18 protein-coding genes are annotated in these 19,247 nt (G+C 60.3%); 11 read left to right on the forward strand and 7 right to left on the reverse strand.

The genetic code is table 11. The features are described from left to right. Nucleotides 1–41 precede the first annotated feature (41 nt). Both BLT69_RS04685 and BLT69_RS04690 read left to right on the forward strand, forming a co-directional pair. Nucleotides 42–1,061, forward strand: coding sequence for a GNAT family N-acetyltransferase (locus tag BLT69_RS04685; protein WP_058236564.1), 1,020 nt, complete (start codon nt 42–44; stop codon nt 1,059–1,061). Between the two features lie 17 nt (nt 1,062–1,078). After that, the gene (locus BLT69_RS04690; RefSeq protein WP_058236565.1) at nt 1,079–2,125 is read left to right on the forward strand and encodes a GNAT family N-acetyltransferase; all 1,047 of its coding nucleotides are present in this window, start codon (nt 1,079–1,081) and stop codon (nt 2,123–2,125) included. Here BLT69_RS04690 and BLT69_RS04695 read toward each other — a convergent pair. Then, nucleotides 2,122–4,569: a DNA gyrase/topoisomerase IV subunit A gene (locus BLT69_RS04695; RefSeq protein ID WP_092648513.1), complete on the reverse strand. Its 2,448-nt coding sequence runs from the start codon at nt 4,567–4,569 to the stop codon at nt 2,122–2,124. The genes BLT69_RS04690 and BLT69_RS04695 overlap by 4 nt on opposite strands. 68 nt (nt 4,570–4,637) lie before the next feature. Between BLT69_RS04695 and BLT69_RS04700 the strand changes: the two genes are divergently transcribed. After that, a complete protein-coding gene (locus BLT69_RS04700; RefSeq protein WP_092648514.1) occupies nt 4,638–5,183 on the forward strand; it encodes a DUF5998 family protein in 546 nt (181 codons plus the stop codon). Beyond that, nucleotides 5,173–6,270 (forward strand): alkaline phosphatase family protein, encoded by a 1,098-nt coding sequence (locus BLT69_RS04705; RefSeq protein ID WP_070726569.1) that lies wholly within the window; start codon nt 5,173–5,175, stop codon nt 6,268–6,270. Before BLT69_RS04700 ends, BLT69_RS04705 begins: the two co-directional genes overlap by 11 nt. On the opposite strand, the gene sepH is transcribed toward BLT69_RS04705, so the two are convergent. Continuing rightward, on the reverse strand, nt 6,267–7,337 hold the full coding sequence (sepH, locus tag BLT69_RS04710) for a septation protein SepH (protein ID WP_092648515.1): 1,071 nt from the start codon (nt 7,335–7,337) through the stop codon (nt 6,267–6,269). The genes BLT69_RS04705 and sepH overlap by 4 nt on opposite strands. Nucleotides 7,338–7,534: 197 nt before the next feature. Here sepH and BLT69_RS04715 point away from each other — a divergent pair, with 197 nt between their 5' ends. The 4 genes from BLT69_RS04715 to BLT69_RS04730 are packed head-to-tail and all read left to right on the forward strand — an operon-like array spanning nt 7,535 to nt 9,550. Further along, a complete protein-coding gene (locus BLT69_RS04715) occupies nt 7,535–7,837 on the forward strand; it encodes a DUF4193 domain-containing protein (RefSeq protein WP_070726767.1) in 303 nt (100 codons plus the stop codon). A gap of 2 nt (nt 7,838–7,839) precedes the next feature. Continuing rightward, entirely contained in the window at nt 7,840–8,505 is a 666-nt protein-coding gene (locus BLT69_RS04720; protein ID WP_058236571.1) for a DUF3710 domain-containing protein, read from the forward strand. Then, complete coding sequence (locus BLT69_RS04725) at nt 8,502–8,903, forward strand: DNA-binding protein (RefSeq protein ID WP_227469303.1); 402 nt, start codon at nt 8,502–8,504, stop codon at nt 8,901–8,903. Before BLT69_RS04720 ends, BLT69_RS04725 begins: the two co-directional genes overlap by 4 nt. Beyond that, the gene (locus tag BLT69_RS04730) at nt 8,900–9,550 is read left to right on the forward strand and encodes a DUF3159 domain-containing protein (RefSeq protein ID WP_058236572.1); all 651 of its coding nucleotides are present in this window, start codon (nt 8,900–8,902) and stop codon (nt 9,548–9,550) included. The genes BLT69_RS04725 and BLT69_RS04730 overlap by 4 nt, the downstream gene beginning before the upstream one ends. Here BLT69_RS04730 and BLT69_RS04735 read toward each other — a convergent pair. From BLT69_RS04735 to BLT69_RS04745, 4 genes are all read right to left on the reverse strand, one after another. Then, on the reverse strand, nt 9,488–10,579 hold the full coding sequence (locus tag BLT69_RS04735) for a DUF222 domain-containing protein (RefSeq protein WP_157886349.1): 1,092 nt from the start codon (nt 10,577–10,579) through the stop codon (nt 9,488–9,490). The two genes, BLT69_RS04730 and BLT69_RS04735, sit on opposite strands and share 63 nt — an antisense overlap. Then, nucleotides 10,576–10,725, reverse strand: a complete 150-nt coding sequence (locus BLT69_RS10795; protein WP_157886350.1) for a hypothetical protein — start codon at nt 10,723–10,725, stop codon at nt 10,576–10,578. Before BLT69_RS10795 ends, BLT69_RS04735 begins: the two co-directional genes overlap by 4 nt. 83 nt (nt 10,726–10,808) lie before the next feature. After that, entirely contained in the window at nt 10,809–11,519 is a 711-nt protein-coding gene (locus tag BLT69_RS04740) for a potassium channel family protein (RefSeq protein ID WP_058236574.1), read from the reverse strand. After that, nucleotides 11,520–12,170 (reverse strand): potassium channel family protein, encoded by a 651-nt coding sequence (locus BLT69_RS04745; RefSeq protein WP_058236575.1) that lies wholly within the window; start codon nt 12,168–12,170, stop codon nt 11,520–11,522. Nucleotides 12,171–12,285: 115 nt separating this feature from the next. Here BLT69_RS04745 and BLT69_RS04750 point away from each other — a divergent pair, with 115 nt between their 5' ends. From BLT69_RS04750 to BLT69_RS04760, 3 genes are all read left to right on the forward strand, one after another. Beyond that, complete coding sequence (locus tag BLT69_RS04750) at nt 12,286–14,271, forward strand: APC family permease (protein ID WP_074026181.1); 1,986 nt, start codon at nt 12,286–12,288, stop codon at nt 14,269–14,271. Beyond that, nucleotides 14,255–15,520 (forward strand): class I SAM-dependent RNA methyltransferase, encoded by a 1,266-nt coding sequence (locus BLT69_RS04755; protein WP_058236576.1) that lies wholly within the window; start codon nt 14,255–14,257, stop codon nt 15,518–15,520. Before BLT69_RS04750 ends, BLT69_RS04755 begins: the two co-directional genes overlap by 17 nt. A gap of 138 nt (nt 15,521–15,658) precedes the next feature. Beyond that, entirely contained in the window at nt 15,659–18,472 is a 2,814-nt protein-coding gene (locus BLT69_RS04760; RefSeq protein ID WP_092648517.1) for an aconitate hydratase, read from the forward strand. Between the two features lie 6 nt (nt 18,473–18,478). Here BLT69_RS04760 and BLT69_RS04765 read toward each other — a convergent pair whose 3' ends face one another. After that, the gene (locus BLT69_RS04765; protein WP_058236578.1) at nt 18,479–19,246 is read right to left on the reverse strand and encodes a hypothetical protein; all 768 of its coding nucleotides are present in this window, start codon (nt 19,244–19,246) and stop codon (nt 18,479–18,481) included. Between the last annotated feature and the right edge of the window lies 1 nt (nt 19,247).

Consider the following 19,247-nt stretch of genomic DNA (forward strand, 5'->3'; position numbering starts at 1 on the left):
TCCGATTCTGAATAGGACTGAAGTCTCGGTAAAGTAGAGATATGACTGGTTTGGCTGATCGAGTCTGTCCACCTGCACAGGCTTCTTACCCGGGTCCTCACTTGGGACTTCGATGGCGTTCGATTCTTCCTCAGGACGGTCCCGCCGTGTACCGACTGATCCTCGAAATCGAAGACCATGACCATGCCATCCACCGCACGTCGCTTCGCGACGTTGCGGATATGATCGCCGGCTGCACGGAAACCGACTGGCTGGACGTCATCGTCGGATTGGATGCGCAGCGCACGATTGTTGCCATTGCATCTGTTCGCGTCATGGGTAACCTCGACGGCGTGGCCACAGCCATCGTCAACGCGTTCGTTCATCCGCATTGGCGAGGGCGAGGCATCGGCCGCTCACTGTTGTACTGGCAGGACGCACGTGCCCGCCAGATGCTGGTCGAACACTTCGGGGCCGATTCGGATGCGCCCGCCTACATCGCCAACGGTGTCGATTCGCATATGACGGATCGCCGTAGGCTCTACATCGCCGCAGGCTATTACGCCTGCCGCACATTCCAGCTTATGTACCGCGAGCTTGAAGGCTCCGAGCAGCTGCCCAGCCCGCGCGACGGCTACACGATTGTTCCGTGGGGCTCGGTGCCGACCGAACAGGTCAAGGCGCTCCACATGGATGTCTTTACCGCTCACTTCTGGCCGCATTTTCGCGAGCAGTGGTGGAACGAGGCAATGGATGAACTGGTTCCGTCATGGTCATGCCTGGCGCTTTCCCCTTCCGGTGAACTTGCAGGCTATCTGACTGTTGGCAGGCCTGATCTGAGATGGGTCCTGGAGGGACGCAAGGAAGCGTATGCGACACTGTTAGGGGTCAACCCGGACCACCGCGGGCACGGTTTGGCGGGCTTGCTGCTGCGCACCGCGATCGTGGCGGCGTCCCGCGCGGGGATGACGCGTTTCGGTCTGGATGTGGACACACACAACGCGTCACATGCTCACGAGATCTACGAGCATTACGGGTTCGTGGACGAGCGAGCGGAAGTTGTGTATGCGATTGAGCACTAGATCAGAAGGAGGCAGCAGTGGTTGAGCGCGACTCGGACATCGTGACATGGAGAGCTCTCACGCCTGATCATGCTGTCGCACTGGCCGATCTGATTGCATGCATTGAGCGTGTGGACGATCCTCCATACCGCACAAGCCTCGACGAAATTGTCGAGTTGCTGTCCAACATGTCCAAGTGGCGTGGCGTCATTGGCGAGCTTAATGAGACAGGCACGTATGTCGCATTCTCGATTATCACCACGCGTTTCGTGGGTGTGCCTGAGTGCGTGTGCCAGGGCGGCGTTCACCCGGATTTTCGCCGCCGAGGCATTGGCCGCTCGCTCATCGAATGGCAAACCCGCACCTCGACCGAGATACTCCGTGTCCTCGCGGAGCGCAAGGAATTACCGGACGATGAGCCCGTGGGAGTTCGTGCTCCGCACATCGAAACCGGCATGGTCACGCCTGACAGTGATGCCATCGGCCGTATCGTGACGCACGTGGATATGGGGCACGAGGAACTCGAGGAACACCTGCGTGAACTCGACTACCACTGGTCGAACACGTATTTTGAACTGCGCGCAGATTTGGAATCAGTGCCGCAGATGCCGGAGTTGAACGCCTACCTGCAGGTCGCCCCGTGGGATGACATGTGGGAGGACCCGGTTCGCCGTGCCGCTAACCGTCTGGCTGACCAGGAATGGGGGAGGCCCCCTCAGTCAATGGAGCAGTGGCTGATGGGGCGCACCGCGTTCGCGCCGCAGTGGTCGTTTGTTGCCCTTGACCGTTCAGGTGACCGCCCGCAGGTGGCGGGTTTCCTGTTGGCCTCGCGCTACGAACAGGACTGGGCGGCACTGGGATGGTCAGAAGGGTACATCGACCAGATGGGCGTGCTCGAAAAGTGGCGTAATGCCGGCGTTGTCGAGGCGTTGATCATTGCCTCCATGCGTGCGCAAAAAGACGACGACATGGATAAGACGGGAGCCGGACTGGGATCGGCTAATCACTCAGGAGCACTGGCCGTCTACGACGGGCTTGGTTTTCACGTGGTGGGCGAATCTCGGCTGTACGCCCTGGACGTCTAACCGATTGTTGCGATCGCGTGCTTGATGGGCTGGCCGGAGCCGTCGCGACGCTCATCAAGTTCGGGCAGGTCCGTGGGCTGACCGTTCGCTGAAGCTGCCCGAGGTGGGCGAGGCCCGACCCATGCAGTGTCCAGGCGTGCTTCTCCACGTAGGAAACGGTGCGCGCGAACGCCTTGCGTGCCGCGGCCCTTCATCGGGAAGACCTCAAAGGGGCTGACCTTGACGGTTGTCTGACCGGTGCCGGGCAGTGCGCCTTCAGCTCCCGCAACCGTGACCACGCACGCTTCGCTCGGATCAGCAACGACCCATAAGCCGATCACCTCGGCATCTGCTGCCAGCTTGATGCCAGCAACACCACCGCCGGTTCGTCCCTGCGGACGTACCTTCGACGCATCGATGCGCAGCAAGTGAGCATCTGAGGTGACGAATGCGATTTCGTCTGAGTCGTCGCACATATCGAAGCCCACCAGGTGGTCGCCCTCGTCCAGCGAAATAACCTCCCACGAATCGCGTTGCAGCACGTCAGGGCGCAGACGCTTGACCACGCCGTGCGCCGTGCCCATCGCCATGATTGTGTCACCGTTAGGATCGATCAACCCAACGGGCGTTTCCTCAGAGTGCACAAGCAGTCCGGCAGGTGTTGCCGCAGCGAAGGACAAGCCGGTGTCAAAGCGCGGCAGTCCGGGCAAGTCCACGACATCGATGCGGTGCGCAACACCATCGCTCATCACCACGGCCACCTGTGAGCGGGTGGTCGTCGGGATCTGCATTTTCCAGCCATCGAAACTGGCACGTGCCCCACGTTCGAGCACGTCACCGCCCTCCACGCGGGCCAGTCCGCCAGTTGCCGTCAGAACCACCACGCACGGCTCGTCCGGTATCTCAAGAGCAGGGGCAGATGATGATCCACTCTGCGGAGCAGATGCGGCCAAAACGGTGTCGCCCTCGCCGGCCGATGCGAGCAGTAATGTGCGCCGAGGAGTGCTCAGGCGTGCGGATACTTCCTGCAGATCTGATTTGACCATGTCGCGCAGCAGCTCATCGGAGCCGAGGACTTCTTCGAGTTCAGCGATTTTCGCGCGCAAGTCATCCCGCTCAGCTTCCAGTTCGATGCGCGAGAATTTCGTCAGGCGTCGCAGGCGCAATTCCAGAATGTAATTGGCCTGCGCTTCACTCAGATCAAAGGCCATCATGAGGCGCTGGCGCGCTGAGTCGACGTCGTCGGATGAACGGATAATGGCGATAACGTCATCAATATCGGCGATCGCGATCAGCAGGCCTTCAACTAGGTGCAGGCGCTCTTGCCATTTGCCCACGCGGAAGCGGCTGCGACGCGTGGTGACCTCGATGCGATGGTCGATAAAGACCTGCAGCATTGCCTTGAGCGACATTGTCTGCGGCTGCCCGTGAACCAGTGCGACGGCGTTGACAGCGAACGATTCTTCCAGGGGCGTGCGCTTGTACAGTTGCATGAGGACGGCCTCGGGGTTGAAACCATTTTTGATTTCAACGACCAGACGCAAGCCGTGGTGACGATCCGTGAGGTTTTGAACTGCGGAAATTCCCTTGAGTTTGCCAGAGGAAACGCTGTCCTTGATTTTCTCCATGACGCGTTCAGGGCCGACCATGTAGGGCAGCTCCGTGATCACCAGTCCGCGCTTGCGGGCAGTGACACGTTCAATCGACACTTTCGCGCGGGTCTTAAAAGATCCGCGACCGGTCTCGTAGGCTTCGCGGATTCCGTCCAACCCTACGATGACGCCGCCTTCAGGCAAGTCCGGTCCGGGCACGTAGCGCATCAGGTCATCGACGGTGGCATCCGGATTGTCGAGCAGGTAGATGCACGCGGCAATAGCTTCACCCAGATTGTGCGGTGCAATGTTGGTCGCCATGCCGACGGCAATGCCGGATGAGCCGTTGACAAGCAGCTGTGGGAAACCGGCGGGCAATACGTCCGGCTGCATGAACTGGTTGTCATAGTTGGGAACGAAGTCAACGGTGTCCTCGTCCAGGCCTGCCGTCAGATCCAGCGCGGCGGGAGCCAGGCGTGCTTCGGTGTATCGAGGGGCTGCCGGCCCGTCATCGAGTGAACCGAAGTTACCGTGACCATCGACGAGGGGAACCCGCAGGTTGAACGACTGCGCCAGACGCACCAGCGCGTCGTAGATAGCGGAATCTCCGTGCGGGTGGAGCTTACCCATCACTTCACCCACGACGCGCTGAGACTTGACATGGCCCTTGTCGGGCCGCAGTCCCATCTGTTCCATCTGGTACAGAATGCGTCGCTGGACGGGCTTGAGTCCGTCACGGGCATCAGGCAGTGCGCGCGCATAGATCACCGAGTACGCGTATTCGAGGAACGACCCCCGCATTTCTTCGGAGACATCAATCTCAGAGATGGATTCTTCAAAGTCCTCCAAACGAGGCGTGGTCGTGCGTCGCATGTTCGCATTGTGCCGCGAACCACCTGTGGAAAGACGCTTCCCACGCCGCAACAAGGCACAATTGGAGAATGGACACACACGCTTCAATCCGGCAGCACGGCTTCTATCCGTCCCTCGTGATACGCGCCTTGGATCGCGTTCTCGGCGACGAAAAACCGCTGGCTATGGTGTCTCAGCTGGAGGCGGCGTTTGACCGTTCCAGCATGTTCCGCCACCTCACGGTTGCCGTTCTGACACCGACCACGTTGATCCAGATCCACGTTGACGAACTGGACCGGGGTGGCGCCATGACGAACACGATCATCACCCCGACCACTCGCATCCACGGAGCTTCACTCACTGAGGTTGTAACCGACGCGATCCATGATGGCGGCAGTCAGCTGAGCGAGCTGACCATGGCGATCAACTGCGGCAGCCAGCGTCGCGGTGAAGTGGAGCTCAACCAGTGCGATGACCCGCAGTGCACCGCTGACCACGGCTTCACCGTCCACACCTTCCCGGAGGATTTCTCGATGCGTTTTTCGGCCGCCGCTGATGGCGAGGCCGCCCTCGCCAATGCTGAACGATTCGTCGACGCGACACTCCAGGTCATCAAGGGGAATCATGCGCATTAACGAGGGCGACCCGCACCTGCCTGGTCCGAGCGATCTGCGCATCACTGACGTCTTGGGCCGGTGGATCGACGGTGTGGGACGGTCGTATGAGCAGATGGTGGTGATCCTGGCTGATGGTCTGGGGGCGGTGCCGCTGGCGGATCACTTCGGCCATGCGAGCGTGCTGCGCGGATACCGCGATGAGATCGAGCAGGCTTTCACCACTGTTCCCTCGACAACAGCCGCAGCGATCACCTCATTCGCGACGGGAGCGCTCCCTGGCGCCACGCGTATGGTGGGATACTCGGTGGCGTATCGGGGCAGGGCAATGAATCTGCTGGCCTTCGAGAACGGACCGGATCCGACAGTCTGGCAGGAAGTACCCACCCATTTCGAGCGCCTGGCAGATCGCTCAGTGTCCTCAGCTGTGATTTCACCTCCGAGCTTTGCCGGCTCAGGTTTGACTCTGGCCGCGTTGCGCGGGGCGCGTCATGTGGGCGCGGTATCGATGCAGGAGCGCATTGACGCTGCAATGTGCGAACTGCAGGCAGGCACCCACATCGTCTATTTCTACTGGTCAGATATCGACCACGAGGGCCACAGGCATGGCGTCAATTCCGAGCAGTGGCGCCGCGCGCTTGAAGAGTTCGATGCGGGTATCGGGCATCTGCTGACGCGCATTTCTCATATGCGTTCGGCCGATCGAATCGCCGTGATGCTCACCGCTGATCACGGAATGGTGGATGTGCACCCCGATGATCTGATCGACGTGGCGCACACGCCTGAATTGCGCGAGGGGGTCGAGCTGATCGCGGGTGAAACACGCTCGGTTCACCTGCACGCGCAGCCGGGTCGAGCCGCGGAAGTCCTCGCCCGGTGGGAGGAGTATCTGGGTGAGCGTGCCTGGATCGTGCCGGCGGACGCGTTACCAGGCGTGATAGGTGAGGGGCCAGGCGTGCAGGTTGTCGGTGATGCGATGGTGATGTCGCGCGGCGGGTACGGCATCGTGGATTCTCGTGTGCAAAGTGAGGGCGCAATGGCGCTGATCGGGGTGCATGGGTCAATGACCGAGGCTGAAATGATGGTGCCGGTCGTGCGGCTCGCTTAGGATTTCGAGCCGAAAACGATCTCATCCCAACTGGGTACCGAGCGGCGACGCGTGTTTTTCTTTGGTGCTTCAGCCTTTGGCTCAAGGTCTTCCATGCCGGGAAGCGCCGAGGTTTCCGGCTCGTCGGGCTGTTCGGCGGTGGGCGTTGCCATCACGGAACTCCACAGATCCCGGGAGGTCCCCGGCGCCGTCGAGGGTGCCTCTTCTTCGGGTGTTTCGGTCACGATGTCATCATCGTGGGGGTCGATCACTCCGGTCTCCATCGGTTCGGGTTCTGTCGTGTGCGTGCGTGAGTGAGCCAGGGAGTAAATGCGCGCTGACAGTGAATCGCGCTGGACGCGCTCATCTGGATCCTCAGTGTCGTCACCTTCACCGTCGATCACAATTTCCTGACGCTTGCCGCGCTGAGCGTTGAGCTGGTCGAGCAGCTCGTCATTGACCGGCGTGGGAGCCGGCTCGCTGTCATCTTCGGGATGCAGGGGAGTGAAGACAGCAGAGACAGGGGAAGATGGAGTGGCGTTCTCGGTGAGCCACCGGGCTTCCTGATCGATTGCTTCCGCGCTGGATTCGGAATGATCCATGCGCCAATGTGCGGCGTGTTCGGCTGCGCCCTGAATGAACGTCACGAAGACTTCCCACGGGCCGTCCTGCTCACGCCTGGCTGACCAGATGATTGATTCGGGATCCACTCCGCGAGCCGCCAAGCGGTCGACAACGAGGTCACCCATCAGAGGTGAATCCTTTTCGCCACCCACATGCGATTCGCGTGCACGCTGAATGGCCCACGCTTTTTCTGCGTCGATCGGTGCTTCGAAACGCTCAATCAGCGCGATATCCGTATCGTATTCAGTGGCGATTTCTGATGCTGACATGCCTGAGCGCAGGAGTGCCTGAATGTCACGCGGACGCAGAGCCCTGGATTGGATGGGTTCAACTCGGGGACGTCCACGGCGAACTGACGCGCGCAATTCGTCAGTGACTGCCACGCGGTAACGTTCACCGTCTGCGTCGGTGAAAATCAGCGATTCATTGTCACTGCCGACACCGAGCAGCTCAAGATCGATCATGAAAACCTCCCGAATACATCTGATTGAAATCGTCTCAAAGAAGAGTGAAGATCGGTGGCGCTTGGCGCGCGTGTCTAGTAAACGATCGGAATAAAACAGTGTCAGTATGGACGCCATAATGCGCAGAAGCGCAATGAGTGTTACTATCCCTGCGCTGAGCAAGATTTGACCCGCAGGCTGTGCGAGGAGGAGGAACCGTGGCAACTGACTACGATGCCCCACGTAAAAACGACGACGATGTGGCGGAAGATTCCATCGAAGAATTGAAGGCTCGCCGCAAGGACGCCGGTTCGAATGAGGTAGACGAGGACGAAAACGAGGCGGCGGAGAATTTTGAGCTGCCGGGCGCCGACCTGTCGAAAGAAGAACTGACTGTGCATGTGGTTCCTCGCCAGGATGATGAGTTCACGTGTACGAGCTGCTTCCTGGTCCATCACGCATCGCAGCTGGCTTATGTTGATGACAACGGTCAGCCTGTGTGCACGGAGTGTGCTGGGTAGCTATGGGCTGGTTGAAACGTCGACGTCGCGATGATGAAGAGCAGGTCGAACAGCACGCACACGACGAGTCACAGGACAAGCGGCAGGCCGGTGATGACGCGGAGATCTGGGATGAGCCAGGTCCGCGCACTGCCGAGGACGTGGACGTCTCCCAAGGGTATGTCGACCTGGGTGCGCTGAAGATTCCGGCGATCAAGGGCATGCAGCTGCGCACGCAGCTGGCTGACGACAAGCGCACCGTGTTGCGCGTGTTGATCGTGCTGGGCAATTCGGGCCTGCAGATTTCAATCGCCGCCGCTCCGCGTTCCGGTGGAGTGTGGGACGAGGTGCGCGAAGAGATTCGTGAATCGCTGACATCCAACGGCGCCAGCGTGGAGGACGCTGAGACGCGCTATGGCGCCGAGCTGCTGGCTGACATGCCGGTGACCTTGCCGGATGGTTCAAAAGCGACGTCACGGATGCGCATCATTGGCCGTGAGGGTCCGCGCTGGTTTGCGCGCATTGATGTGTTGGGGCCTGCAGCTCAGTCAAGCGAAGCGGGCGAAGGAATTGAGAAGGTGATTGATCGCCTCGTGGTTGAGCGTGATGACCGTCCCCGCGCGCGCCTTGACCTGCTGCCGATGCATGTTCCTGACAATGCCGTTCAAGCGCCGATTGTGCCGCAATGAGTGACCCGAGCGAGGTTTTCCCGAAGCGCTCGTGGTGGCATAGATTGAGCGACGCGTGGCATTTTTCGACCCCTGAAGCGACTGAGGCCGATGATGAGCAGCGCTCTCAGCGTTCGCGAGGCACTGTGCCGATCAAGGACGTGCGTCCGCGTGAAAAGGTGGTTATTTCGGGTGTTCTGAGATCGGTGACGCTGTATCCGCAGGAGGGTCCTGATCAGCTCGATGCGACGTTGTTCGACGGGACCGGTTCAATCGTGATCAGGTGGCTGGGTCGGTGTGAGATCCCTGGCCTGCGCGTGGGGCACCACGTGGAAATCGAAGGAACTGTAGGTGTTGATCACGGAATCTACGTGATTTCTGACCCGCTGTACCGCCTGCTGGCTGGAGAACATTCGTGAGAGTTGTTGATTCGCTTCAGGACGAGGAATTCTCTGTCTGGTCGGCGTTGGGCGGCTGGCGGGGTATCGTTGAATCGGTCGCTCCGATCATCGTTTTTGTCACGACGTATATTGCGACCCACGAACTGACGTGGCCGCTGATCGCCTCCGGTATTCTCGCGGGCCTCTTCGTCGTTGCACGCCTGGTGTCCGGCCAGCAGATCACCCAGGCACTGTCGGGTGCCATCGGCGTTGCACTGTCGTGCGTGTGGGTGGTGTTCTCCGGTCGAGGGCAGGATTTCTTCATCGTGGGTATCGTCACGGCAGCGGTTCTGAGTGTGGCGTTGCTCGTGTCGATCGTGCTCCGGCTTCCTGCGGTCGAACTTGTGTTGAACATGTTCTGGGAAAAAGGCGCAGTGCCGCGCCGTGTATGCACCACGCTCACGTGGGTGTGGTTCGCACTGTTCTTCATTCGTTTCGCAGTGCAGGTGCCACTGTGGTGGGTAGGCCAGATTGCTGCACTGGGGGTCGCGAAACTCGTACTTGGATTGCCGCTGTTCGCCGTGGCATGTTGGATTACGTGGATGACGCTGAGGCCCTTCGTCTCACTCGCGTCGGTGGAAGAACGTTCGACCGTTGACAACGGTGTAGATGAACCCCAGAGGTGAGTGCCACTTATAAACCCCCGTAGCGACCTGCTCAAGCCTCCAGTGGGCGTGTGTTTTTGCGCGGTGAACGCTTCGCGAGAGTGGACCGAGGTTGTCAAGGCGCGTCTGCCCGGATAGCCCATCTGGATCGAACGCCTGGGTATGGTCGATATCGCAGCTTCGCGAGCGAACATTCGAATACGGGAAGACTTCATAGGGTTCGCGCGTCTGGAGCGCCAGTCGCATATCGCCAGACGGATCATGGCGATCAATCGGCGTGAGAGCCCGCGGATCAAGAACGGGCCGGATCGTGACGCGAGTGTGAGCAAACATCTGCCGCAGCTGTTTCAGCCCGCCACTGCCGTGCCCGTCAATCTGCGCGACGGGGGAGTCATCAACGTGGACGATCACAGTGGCAGCAGGCTGGAGTGAGCGCGAAGCGGATCCTTCGTCCAGAAGCCTGGCCGCGTAGTGCGGCGTTGCGAGGATACCCAACGCCTGTGAGCGTCGTTCATCGATGCTGAGTTCGTCAGCATCTGCGAGCAATCCAGCTAAACGCGTGATCGTATTGTCCAGTGCAATCGCGTCAGTCGCACTGAGTGTGGCATCGACAGAGGCGATGGAACTGGATTCTTCATGCGTGATCTGAACGCGGCGCGTGGACTGCGCTCGCGCGCATTGCGTGTCGAATTCATCGGGATTAATACGGGCGATGAGGTTGTCAACATGTCGACAGATGCGCGCCTGAGACCAGGCAGCAATAGCCCCGAGGAAGCAGTCAATCTGACGGCAGACAGCCTGACTGAGCAGCGTCGTGCGTTCAGCGACCGTCATCGCTTTCCACACGGGAACTTCTGCAGCGACAACTTGCTGCCACAGGCACGGCAGTCTAAAACTCAGGTCAAGTAAGGCTCCCATTTCATCGAGCATTTTGGCAGGGGACAGCCCTAACGCAGCAGATAGCTCAAGGTGTGCGAATTCGGCAATTCGAGGCACGCCCTCATCGGCTCGCTGCACCAGGTCCTGTTCGCCTTCAACAGCTTCACTCACGGCAAGAACAGCGCGGACAACCATCTGGGCACGCCGAGCCTGCGCCACACGCACCGCACGATCCGCGTCGCGGCAGCGTTGACCAGCTCACGAGCCGTGGCCTCAGGAGTGTCACAATCTCCTGCACTTACCGCAATGTCGAACATGTGTTCTATTGTGGCAGTGGGCACGGGCATCTGCGTTCCATCCACAGGCTCACAAGCAGCCCATGAAAGTGATGTACCTCACATTAAGCTGTGGTGTTTGGAGCATCAGCCTGTCCGGTCTCCGGCACAACGCCATTGACCAGCGTCCCCAAATGCTCCAAGTGTTTCCCGCGCTTTTCGGGCACCAGCATCAACAGTTCATCGCCTGATTCGAACACGTCGTCAGGTTGTGGATTCACAGGAATCTGGTCGCGCAGTAACGCCGCCAGGACCGTTCCTGCAGGGAAGTCAACCTGACCGATTCGCTCGCCCACCAGGGGCGAATCCTCCGGAAGGACAATCGCATACATTGCAACATTGGCCTTGTTGAACGTAAACAGCGGGATGGGAGCGCCCTCGGAAACAGCTTCCTCAACCAGGGCGGTCATGATGCGCGGCGTGGACACCGGCACGTCAACACCCCACGCCTCGTTGAAGAGCCATTCATTGCGCGGGTGATTAATACGGGCCACCACGCGCGGCACGCCGAACTCGGTCTTCGCGAGCAGGGAGATCACCAGGTTCGCCTTGTCGTCGCCCGTTGCGGCAACCAGGACATCGGTTTCTCGCACTCCCGCGTCGGCGAGGACGTCCGGTGAGCACGCATCGGCCAGCACCCAGTCCGCATCAGCCACAGTTGCCACACGCATCTGGTCAGGATTGTTGTCGATCAGGGTGACCTCGTGGCCATGATCCAGAAGTTCGAGGGCGACGAAGCGTCCCACTGAGCCAGCACCGGCAATCACGATTTTCATCTAGTTCTCCAATCTCGGTGCAGAGGTGAGCACATTGCGCAGCGCAAGCGAATCTGTGCCTGACACGGCGAAAATCAGCTCATCATGTTCCTGAACGACGAGGTCGTTGCGCGCAGGCTGGATCACGCCCAACCGAGACACAAAGGCGAGTCGCTCGCCGGTCAGTTCCTCAACGACTGGCAGCGGAACGGAGGTCCACGACGGGTCTGGGATAACGTTCACGAGCGACACCAAGCCGGTCGAGTGCGTCCAGGTCACGTGCGCATTTGGCGGCATCATCCAGCGCAGAACAGCCTCGGACGTGCGGCGAACCGCTGCTACCGTGGGGATGCCTAAGCGCTCATACACCGCGGCTCGCGAGGGGTCGTAGATGCGTGCGACCACGCGCTCAACATGGAAAGTCGTGCGAGCTACTCGGGCCGCAATGATGTTTGAATTGTCGCCATTGGAGACCGCGGCGAAAGCGTACGCATCCTTGATGCCCGCCTGACGCAGAGCATCGCGATCCATGCCGACGCCTGTCACACGCCGACCGGAAAAGTCGGATGACAGGCGTCTGAAAGCCTGAGCGTTCATATCAATGACGGCAACTGAATGGCCCTGTTCATCAAGTGTCGAGGCGATCGACGCGCCGACCCGGCCACATCCCATAATTACGAAATGCACAGGTTCAAAGGTACTCGGTTTTCCTGTCGAAAGGGTAGTAGGCTAGACCATCGTGTTGGAGGCTTTTTCTCGCGCCAAGCGCGTACTGATTGGGCGACCCATGCGTTCAGACGCCATGGGGCACCAGTTATTGCCCAAACGGATCGCATTGCCGATCTTCGCATCTGATGCGCTTTCATCCGTCGCTTACGCGCCAGATGAAGTTCTGCTTACCCTGGCAATCGCCGGAGGAGTTGCAGTAACCCAATCCGTGTGGGTGGGGCTGGCAGTGGCGGTAGTGCTGCTGGTCGTCGTGCTGTCCTACCGCCAGACCGTACACGCCTACCCGTCAGGCGGCGGAGACTATGAAGTCGTGACCAAGAACCTCGGACCGTCGTGGGGACTGGTCGTCGCATCTGCGTTGCTGGTGGACTACGTGCTGACGGTGGCGGTGTCGATCTCCTCAGGGGCGCGCTACGTGACCGCCGCAATCCCACAGCTGGCAGGCCAGGAAGTGCCGATCGCAGTGGCCGTTGTCATCGTGCTGTGCCTGTTGAATCTGCGCGGTATGCGCGAGGCAGGTTCAGCTTTCGCTATTCCGACATACATTTACATGGCTTCAATTGGTATTCTCATCGCGGTCGGCATGGTCAAACTGGTCACAGGCCACCTCGGTCAGGCACCCTCGGCAATGTATGACCTTGTCCCGCAGGCCTCTCACGTATCGGGCCTGGTCGGACTGGGCGGAGCGCTGCTGGTGATGCGCGCATTTTCCTCGGGCTGCGCAGCGCTGACCGGAGTCGAAGCGATCTCCAACGGCGTGCCCTCATTCCAGCGCCCCAAGTCCCGTAACGCGGCGACAACTCTCGCGATGCTCGGCGGGATCGCTGCCACCATGCTGATTTCAATTCTCGTATTGGCGAGGGCGACCGGCGTGAGAATCGTGGAGGATCCGGCCACACAACTGAGTCTGAACGGGGCGCCAGCAGGCGATGTCAGGCTCGACCCGGTGATCGGCCAGTTGTCTTCAGCAGTATTCGGACACGGATCGATCCTGTTTTACCTGATCACGATTGTGACCGGATTGATTTTGGTGCTGGCAGCCAACACGGCGTTTAACGGTTTTCCAACCTTGGCCTCGGTACTGTCACGCGACTCGTTCCTGCCGCGTCAGCTGTACCGCCGTGGAGACCGGCTGACATTCTCAAACGGCATCGTTGCCTTGTCGGCCGCAGCAATCGTCCTGATCATCGCGTTTGATGCGCAGGTTACCCACCTGATCCAGCTCTACATCGTCGGCGTGTTCATCTCTTTCACGCTCAGCCAGGTGGGCATGATCCGCCACTGGAATGCGAAACTGCGCAATCCTCAGCGCGCCGACTCGCGGGCCTCCCTGCTGCGCTCGCGGCTAGTCAACATGATCGGATTCGTGCTGACGGGAACGGTGCTGATCGTCGTACTCGTGACGAAATTTACCCGCGGTGCGTGGATCACATTGCTGCTAATGGGGCTGGTGTTCCTGACTCAACGTGCCATTCGCCATCACTACGACACCGTTGCGACGCAGCTGCGCGTGGAGGACTACTCGACTCGGCGCGCACTTCCGTCGCGCGTGCACGCATTAGTGCTGGTCTCGTCAATGAGCAGAGTGACGATGCGGGCAATTGCCACTGCCCGCGCGACGGCGCCCTCGTCACTGCAACTGGTGAGTGTGGTTGCCGACCAAGCTGAAGAAGAACGGATCATCCGGCAGTGGCGGGCCTCCGGCCTGCCGATCCCGCTGACGATTCTGTCAGCACCTTACCGGGATATCACGCAGGTCATCGTCCAGCACGTGCGTTCCCAGCGACGCCGGTCACCTCGCGAAATGGTGGTTGTGTACGTGCCGCAGTTCCTCGTGTCGCACTGGTGGGAAAATGTGCTGCACAATCAGACGGCACTGAGGTTGCGTCAGGCACTGCTGCGGATTCCGGGCGTAGTCCTCACTCTTGTACCATGGAAACTTGGGGAAGACAGCCAGGTGGAGGGTGAGCAGCCCATCAAACGCCAGCTGATTAACGACCCGTTCCGTTCACGTCAGAAAGGTCCTCATGACTCCGCCTCGTAATCGCGAAGAATTGACGCTCACGCTGGGAGAACCTGCACACGGTGGAGCATGCGTCGCCCGAGACGACGACGGTCGCGTCGTTTTCGTGCGACATGGGCTGCCCGGTGAGAAAGTCGTGGCACGTGTGAGTGCCACCCGCAAGCGCCTTGCATGGGCCAATGTAATCGAGGTGCTCGAGGCAAGCCCTGACCGTGTCGAGCCGGCATGGCCGCAGGCTGCTCGCGAAAAGATCGGTGGAGCCGAACTGTGCCATGTGCGTCCCGCAGCCCAGCGCACCTGGAAGGAAGACGTGCTGCGTGGACAGATCCGGCGCGTCGGGGGAGAGGGCCTGGCACAAGCCGTCGACTCGATCGGAGGCGTCCACGTGCAGGCGTGCCCGGGCGATGAGGATCCGGACGACTTACTGCTGCACAGGCGAACACGCATCGAGCTGGTGGCTGACAAGGACGGTAGGCTGGGCATGTCGCGCTACCGGTCGAACCAGGTCGTTGCATTAGAGTCAATGCCGCTGGCCGTAGACGCACTATGCGAGATCGGCCTGTTTGACGGGAACGATTCACGGTGGCTGACCGCGTGGGGGCCGCGTGATCGTGTGCGAGCGGTCGCCTCAACGGGCGGTGACATCGCCGTGGTGACGCCGTCGGGAACGTACGACGGGCAGGGCAAGCCACTGGACCGCGAAAAGTTGCGGTGGGTCGTGGAGCCCGATCCCGAACCGTTCAACGTCCGTCCCTCGGGCTTCTGGCAGACGCATGTACGCGGTGCGCAGGTCCTGTCCGATGCTGTACGCCGTCTGGCTGGCCAGGGCAGTGCGGCAATGGAACTGTATTCGGGGGCCGGATTATTCACACGCTCGCTTGCGGGCGCGTTCGGACGCGTCGTGTCGCTCGAGGGTGACGACGGTGCCGTGGAAGATGCCGCGCTGAACCTCGGGGGAGCGGCACATGTTGAAACGTTCATCGGGGATGTTGATCATCAGGGGATCCTCGATCTGTCCAACGAGCTGCAGTCACATGCCGATGTCGTGGTGATGGATCCGCCACGCTCGGGTGCGGGCGACGAGGTATGCCAGACGGTAGCCGCGCTTGGTTCGGAGCGAATTGTGCTCGTTTCATGCGATCCGGCGGCAGGTGCCCGTGACCTGCGGACTTTGACGGAGGGCGGATACCGCCTGACCTCCCTCGAAGCGTGGGACTTATTTCCGCACACTCACCATGTCGAATTTATCGCCGCGCTGGAGAAGGACTGAGTTTCTCGGCCCGGTGGCCGCAGACGGGTTTTTCGCGCGACACTGCGATTTCCTGCGTGCTCTGCGCGTGATTTTCGTGTTCTCCTTGCAGCGTCCCCGCCCTCTGATATCTTGATATCGAGACATTAGGGGGATCACATGGCTTTGCAAGGCAGTTTCGATGCACGCTCCACGCTCACAGTGGATGATTCGACGTACACCATCTACCGCCTCGATGCGGTGGACGGATTTGACCGGCTTCCATACTCACTGAAGATCCTGGCTGAAAACCTTCTGCGCAACGAAGACGGTGTCAACATCACCGCCGACCAGATCAACGCGCTGGCTAGCTGGGACCCGAAAGCACAACCCAGCACCGAAATCCAATTCACCCCTGCGCGCGTTGTCATGCAGGACTTCACCGGCGTTCCCTGCGTCGTCGACCTGGCCACCATGCGTGAAGCAGTGGAGGACCTGGGCGGCGACCCCTCGAAAATCAATCCGCTGGCGCCAGCGGAAATGGTTATTGACCACTCCGTGCAGATCGACGTGTACGGCACGCCGGAGGCGTTCGAAGCCAACCAGGACAAGGAATACGAACGTAACCGTGAGCGCTACCAGTTCCTGCGCTGGGGACAGGGAGCCTTTGAAAACTTCCGCGTCGTCCCACCGGGCACCGGTATCGTCCACCAGGTCAACATCGAATACCTCGCGCGCACCGTGTTCACACGCCAGGACGGCGAAGACACGCTCGCCTACCCGGATACCTGCGTCGGCACCGATTCCCACACCACGATGGTCAACGGTCTGGGCGTGCTCGGCTGGGGTGTCGGTGGTATTGAAGCCGAGGCAGCCATGCTCGGCCAGCCAGTTTCCATGCTGATCCCGCGCGTCGTCGGTTTCAAACTCTCCGGCGAGATCCCCTCCGGCGCGACCGCGACGGACGTCGTCCTCACCATCACGCAGATGCTGCGTGAACACGGCGTGGTCGGCAAGTTCGTTGAATTCTACGGCCAGGGTGTCTCCGCTGTGCCGTTGGCAAACCGAGCCACCATCGGCAACATGTCGCCCGAATTCGGCTCAACCGCCGCGATCTTCCCGATCGATGACGTCACCGTTGACTACTTGCGGCTGACTGGACGCAGCGAAGAAACGCTCAAACTGGTCGAAGCGTACGCCAAGGAACAGGGGCTGTGGCACGATCCCTCGCGCGAGGCAGAATACTCCGAGTATTTGGAACTCGACCTGTCCACAGTGGTGCCTTCCATTGCCGGCCCGAAGCGTCCGCAGGACCGCATCGAACTGAGCGCCGCCAAGGAATCATTCCGCGCCACGCTGCCGAACTATGTCAGCGAACACGAACAGCACTCCGCTTCAGAACTCGATGAGGCACTGGCTTCCACCTTCCCTGCGTCAGATCCGGTCGATCCGAACGCCCTCGACCATGAGGACGATGACGAACCGCGTATCGCTTCGGCAATCGACGACCGACCGCACCACATCGTGGATGTCACGTTGGCGGACGGGACGGAAACGAAACTGGATCACGGTGACGTGGCGATCGCCTCAATCACTTCATGTACCAACACGTCCAACCCGGCGGTCATGATCGCGGCCGGTCTGCTGGCACGCAACGCAGTCAAGCGTGGACTGCAGTCCAAGCCGTGGGTGAAAACCTCACTGGCCCCTGGTTCACAGGTCGTCACAGGGTACTTCGAAAAGGCCGGACTGTGGGAGGACCTCAACGCACTCGGGTTCAACCTGGTGGGCTATGGGTGCACCACGTGTATCGGCAACTCCGGCCCGCTGCCGGACGAAATCAGCAAGGCCGTCAATGACAATGACCTGGCTGTTGTGTCCGTGCTGTCGGGTAACCGCAACTTCGAAGGTCGCATCAATCCCGACGTTAAGATGAACTACCTGGCATCCCCGCCGCTGGTCATCGCCTACGCGCTGGCCGGTACGATGGATTTCGATTTTGAGACTGAAGCGCTGGGGCAGGACCAGGACGGCAAGGACGTGTTCCTGCGTGACATCTGGCCTGATGCGGCAGAGGTGGATGACACAATCAACTCGTGTATCGACCGCTCCCTGTTCGAGCAGGACTATGCGGACGTGTTTGCTGGTGACCACCGCTGGCAGGGTCTCGATACTCCCGAGGGTGACACGTTTGAATGGGACGAAGATTCCACCTACGTGCGCAAACCACCGTACTTTGACGGAATGACTATGGAGACCGCTCCGGTTGAGGATATTCACGGTGCGCGAGTGCTGCTCAAGCTAGGCGATTCGGTGACAACGGATCACATTTCGCCGGCAGGCTCCTTCAAGCCGGATACGCCGGCAGGCAAGTACCTGATTGAGCGAGGAGTGGAACGCTCGCAGTTCAACTCCTACGGGTCGCGTCGCGGTAATCACGAAGTCATGATCCGAGGCACATTCGCAAATATTCGTATCCGAAACGAAATGGTGCCCGGCGTGGAGGGCGGATTCACCCGCGACTTCACGAAGGACGATGCGCCGACCGTGCCGGTATTTGATGCGGCGATGAGCTACAGCGAAGCAGGTGTGCCACTGGTGGTTCTGGGCGGAAAGGAATACGGATCAGGCTCCTCACGTGACTGGGCAGCCAAGGGAACAGTGCTGCTGGGCGTACGCGCGGTGATCACCGAATCATTCGAACGCATCCACCGTTCGAACCTGATCGGCATGGGCGTGCTGCCGTTGCAGTTCCCTGAGGGCGAAGATCGTAATTCCCTGGGTCTGGACGGCACGGAAGTAGTCGATATCACCGGCATTGACGCGCTCAATGATGGGTCGATCCCGAAGACAGTGCATGTCAGTGCCACCCGCGAGGGTGCGGACCCCATCGAGTTCGATGCGGTCGTGCGGATTGACACGCCTGGAGAGGCTGCCTACTACCGTAATGGCGGCATTCTGCAGTATGTGTTGCGTCAGCTTGCCCAGCAGTAGAGGCTTCTACTGTCCGGGCGGATACCGGTGAGACAGTGCGACGATCGTGGCGCCAAGCTCCGAATCGAGCGGCCACGAGCGCGCACACTCACGGGCCGCATCGCGCAGGAGAATATGCGCCTGGTCCGGGTCGGTGCCCACGCACACTGAAGCCTGAGTGAGAAGCTCACGCACCTTCGGGTCGTGAGCGGCTTCACGGGCAACGACTTGCAATGCGTGCGCCGTCAACGGATTGACCGGCCGATGTCGGGTGGGGTGCAGCAGGGGAATGCGGCCATTGCGGATACGGCGCTCCAGTTCGCGCATGTATGCGACGAATGTTTCATCCATCATGCCGGTTGCATGCCACGTGATGCGCCGACCATGCACATCCGTCACAGTGACACAGGTTGAAGTCTGTGCCGGGCGGATTGAAATCGTCACGATGTCAAGCAGCTCAACTGTGCGCGTGCCGCGCACGGATCGCACAGCGAGGTAATCGGGCGTCAGATAGAGCCTGCGCGGAACTTCAACGATGAGCAGAGCCAGCCCCAGCACGCTCAACCCCAGCGCCACAGCGATGATCGCGACGCGTGACTGAGTGGTGAGTTCCCGCCACAGAGCCCACGCACCAATCAGCACCATCGCGCCGTAGCACGCGATCAGTTCCAGCGGCGCGTACAGGGTGAGTGGAAGCGTGGTTGCACGCAGACGTGCCACATGATGACGCCAGAGTGCAGCACAGATACACGCGATGAGGAACGCGATCGGTATCACAATGGCCCACGCTGGCATA

It is taken from the genome of Schaalia radingae (assembly GCF_900106055.1).
Taxonomy (GTDB): Bacteria; Actinomycetota; Actinomycetes; order Actinomycetales; family Actinomycetaceae; genus Pauljensenia; species Pauljensenia radingae_A.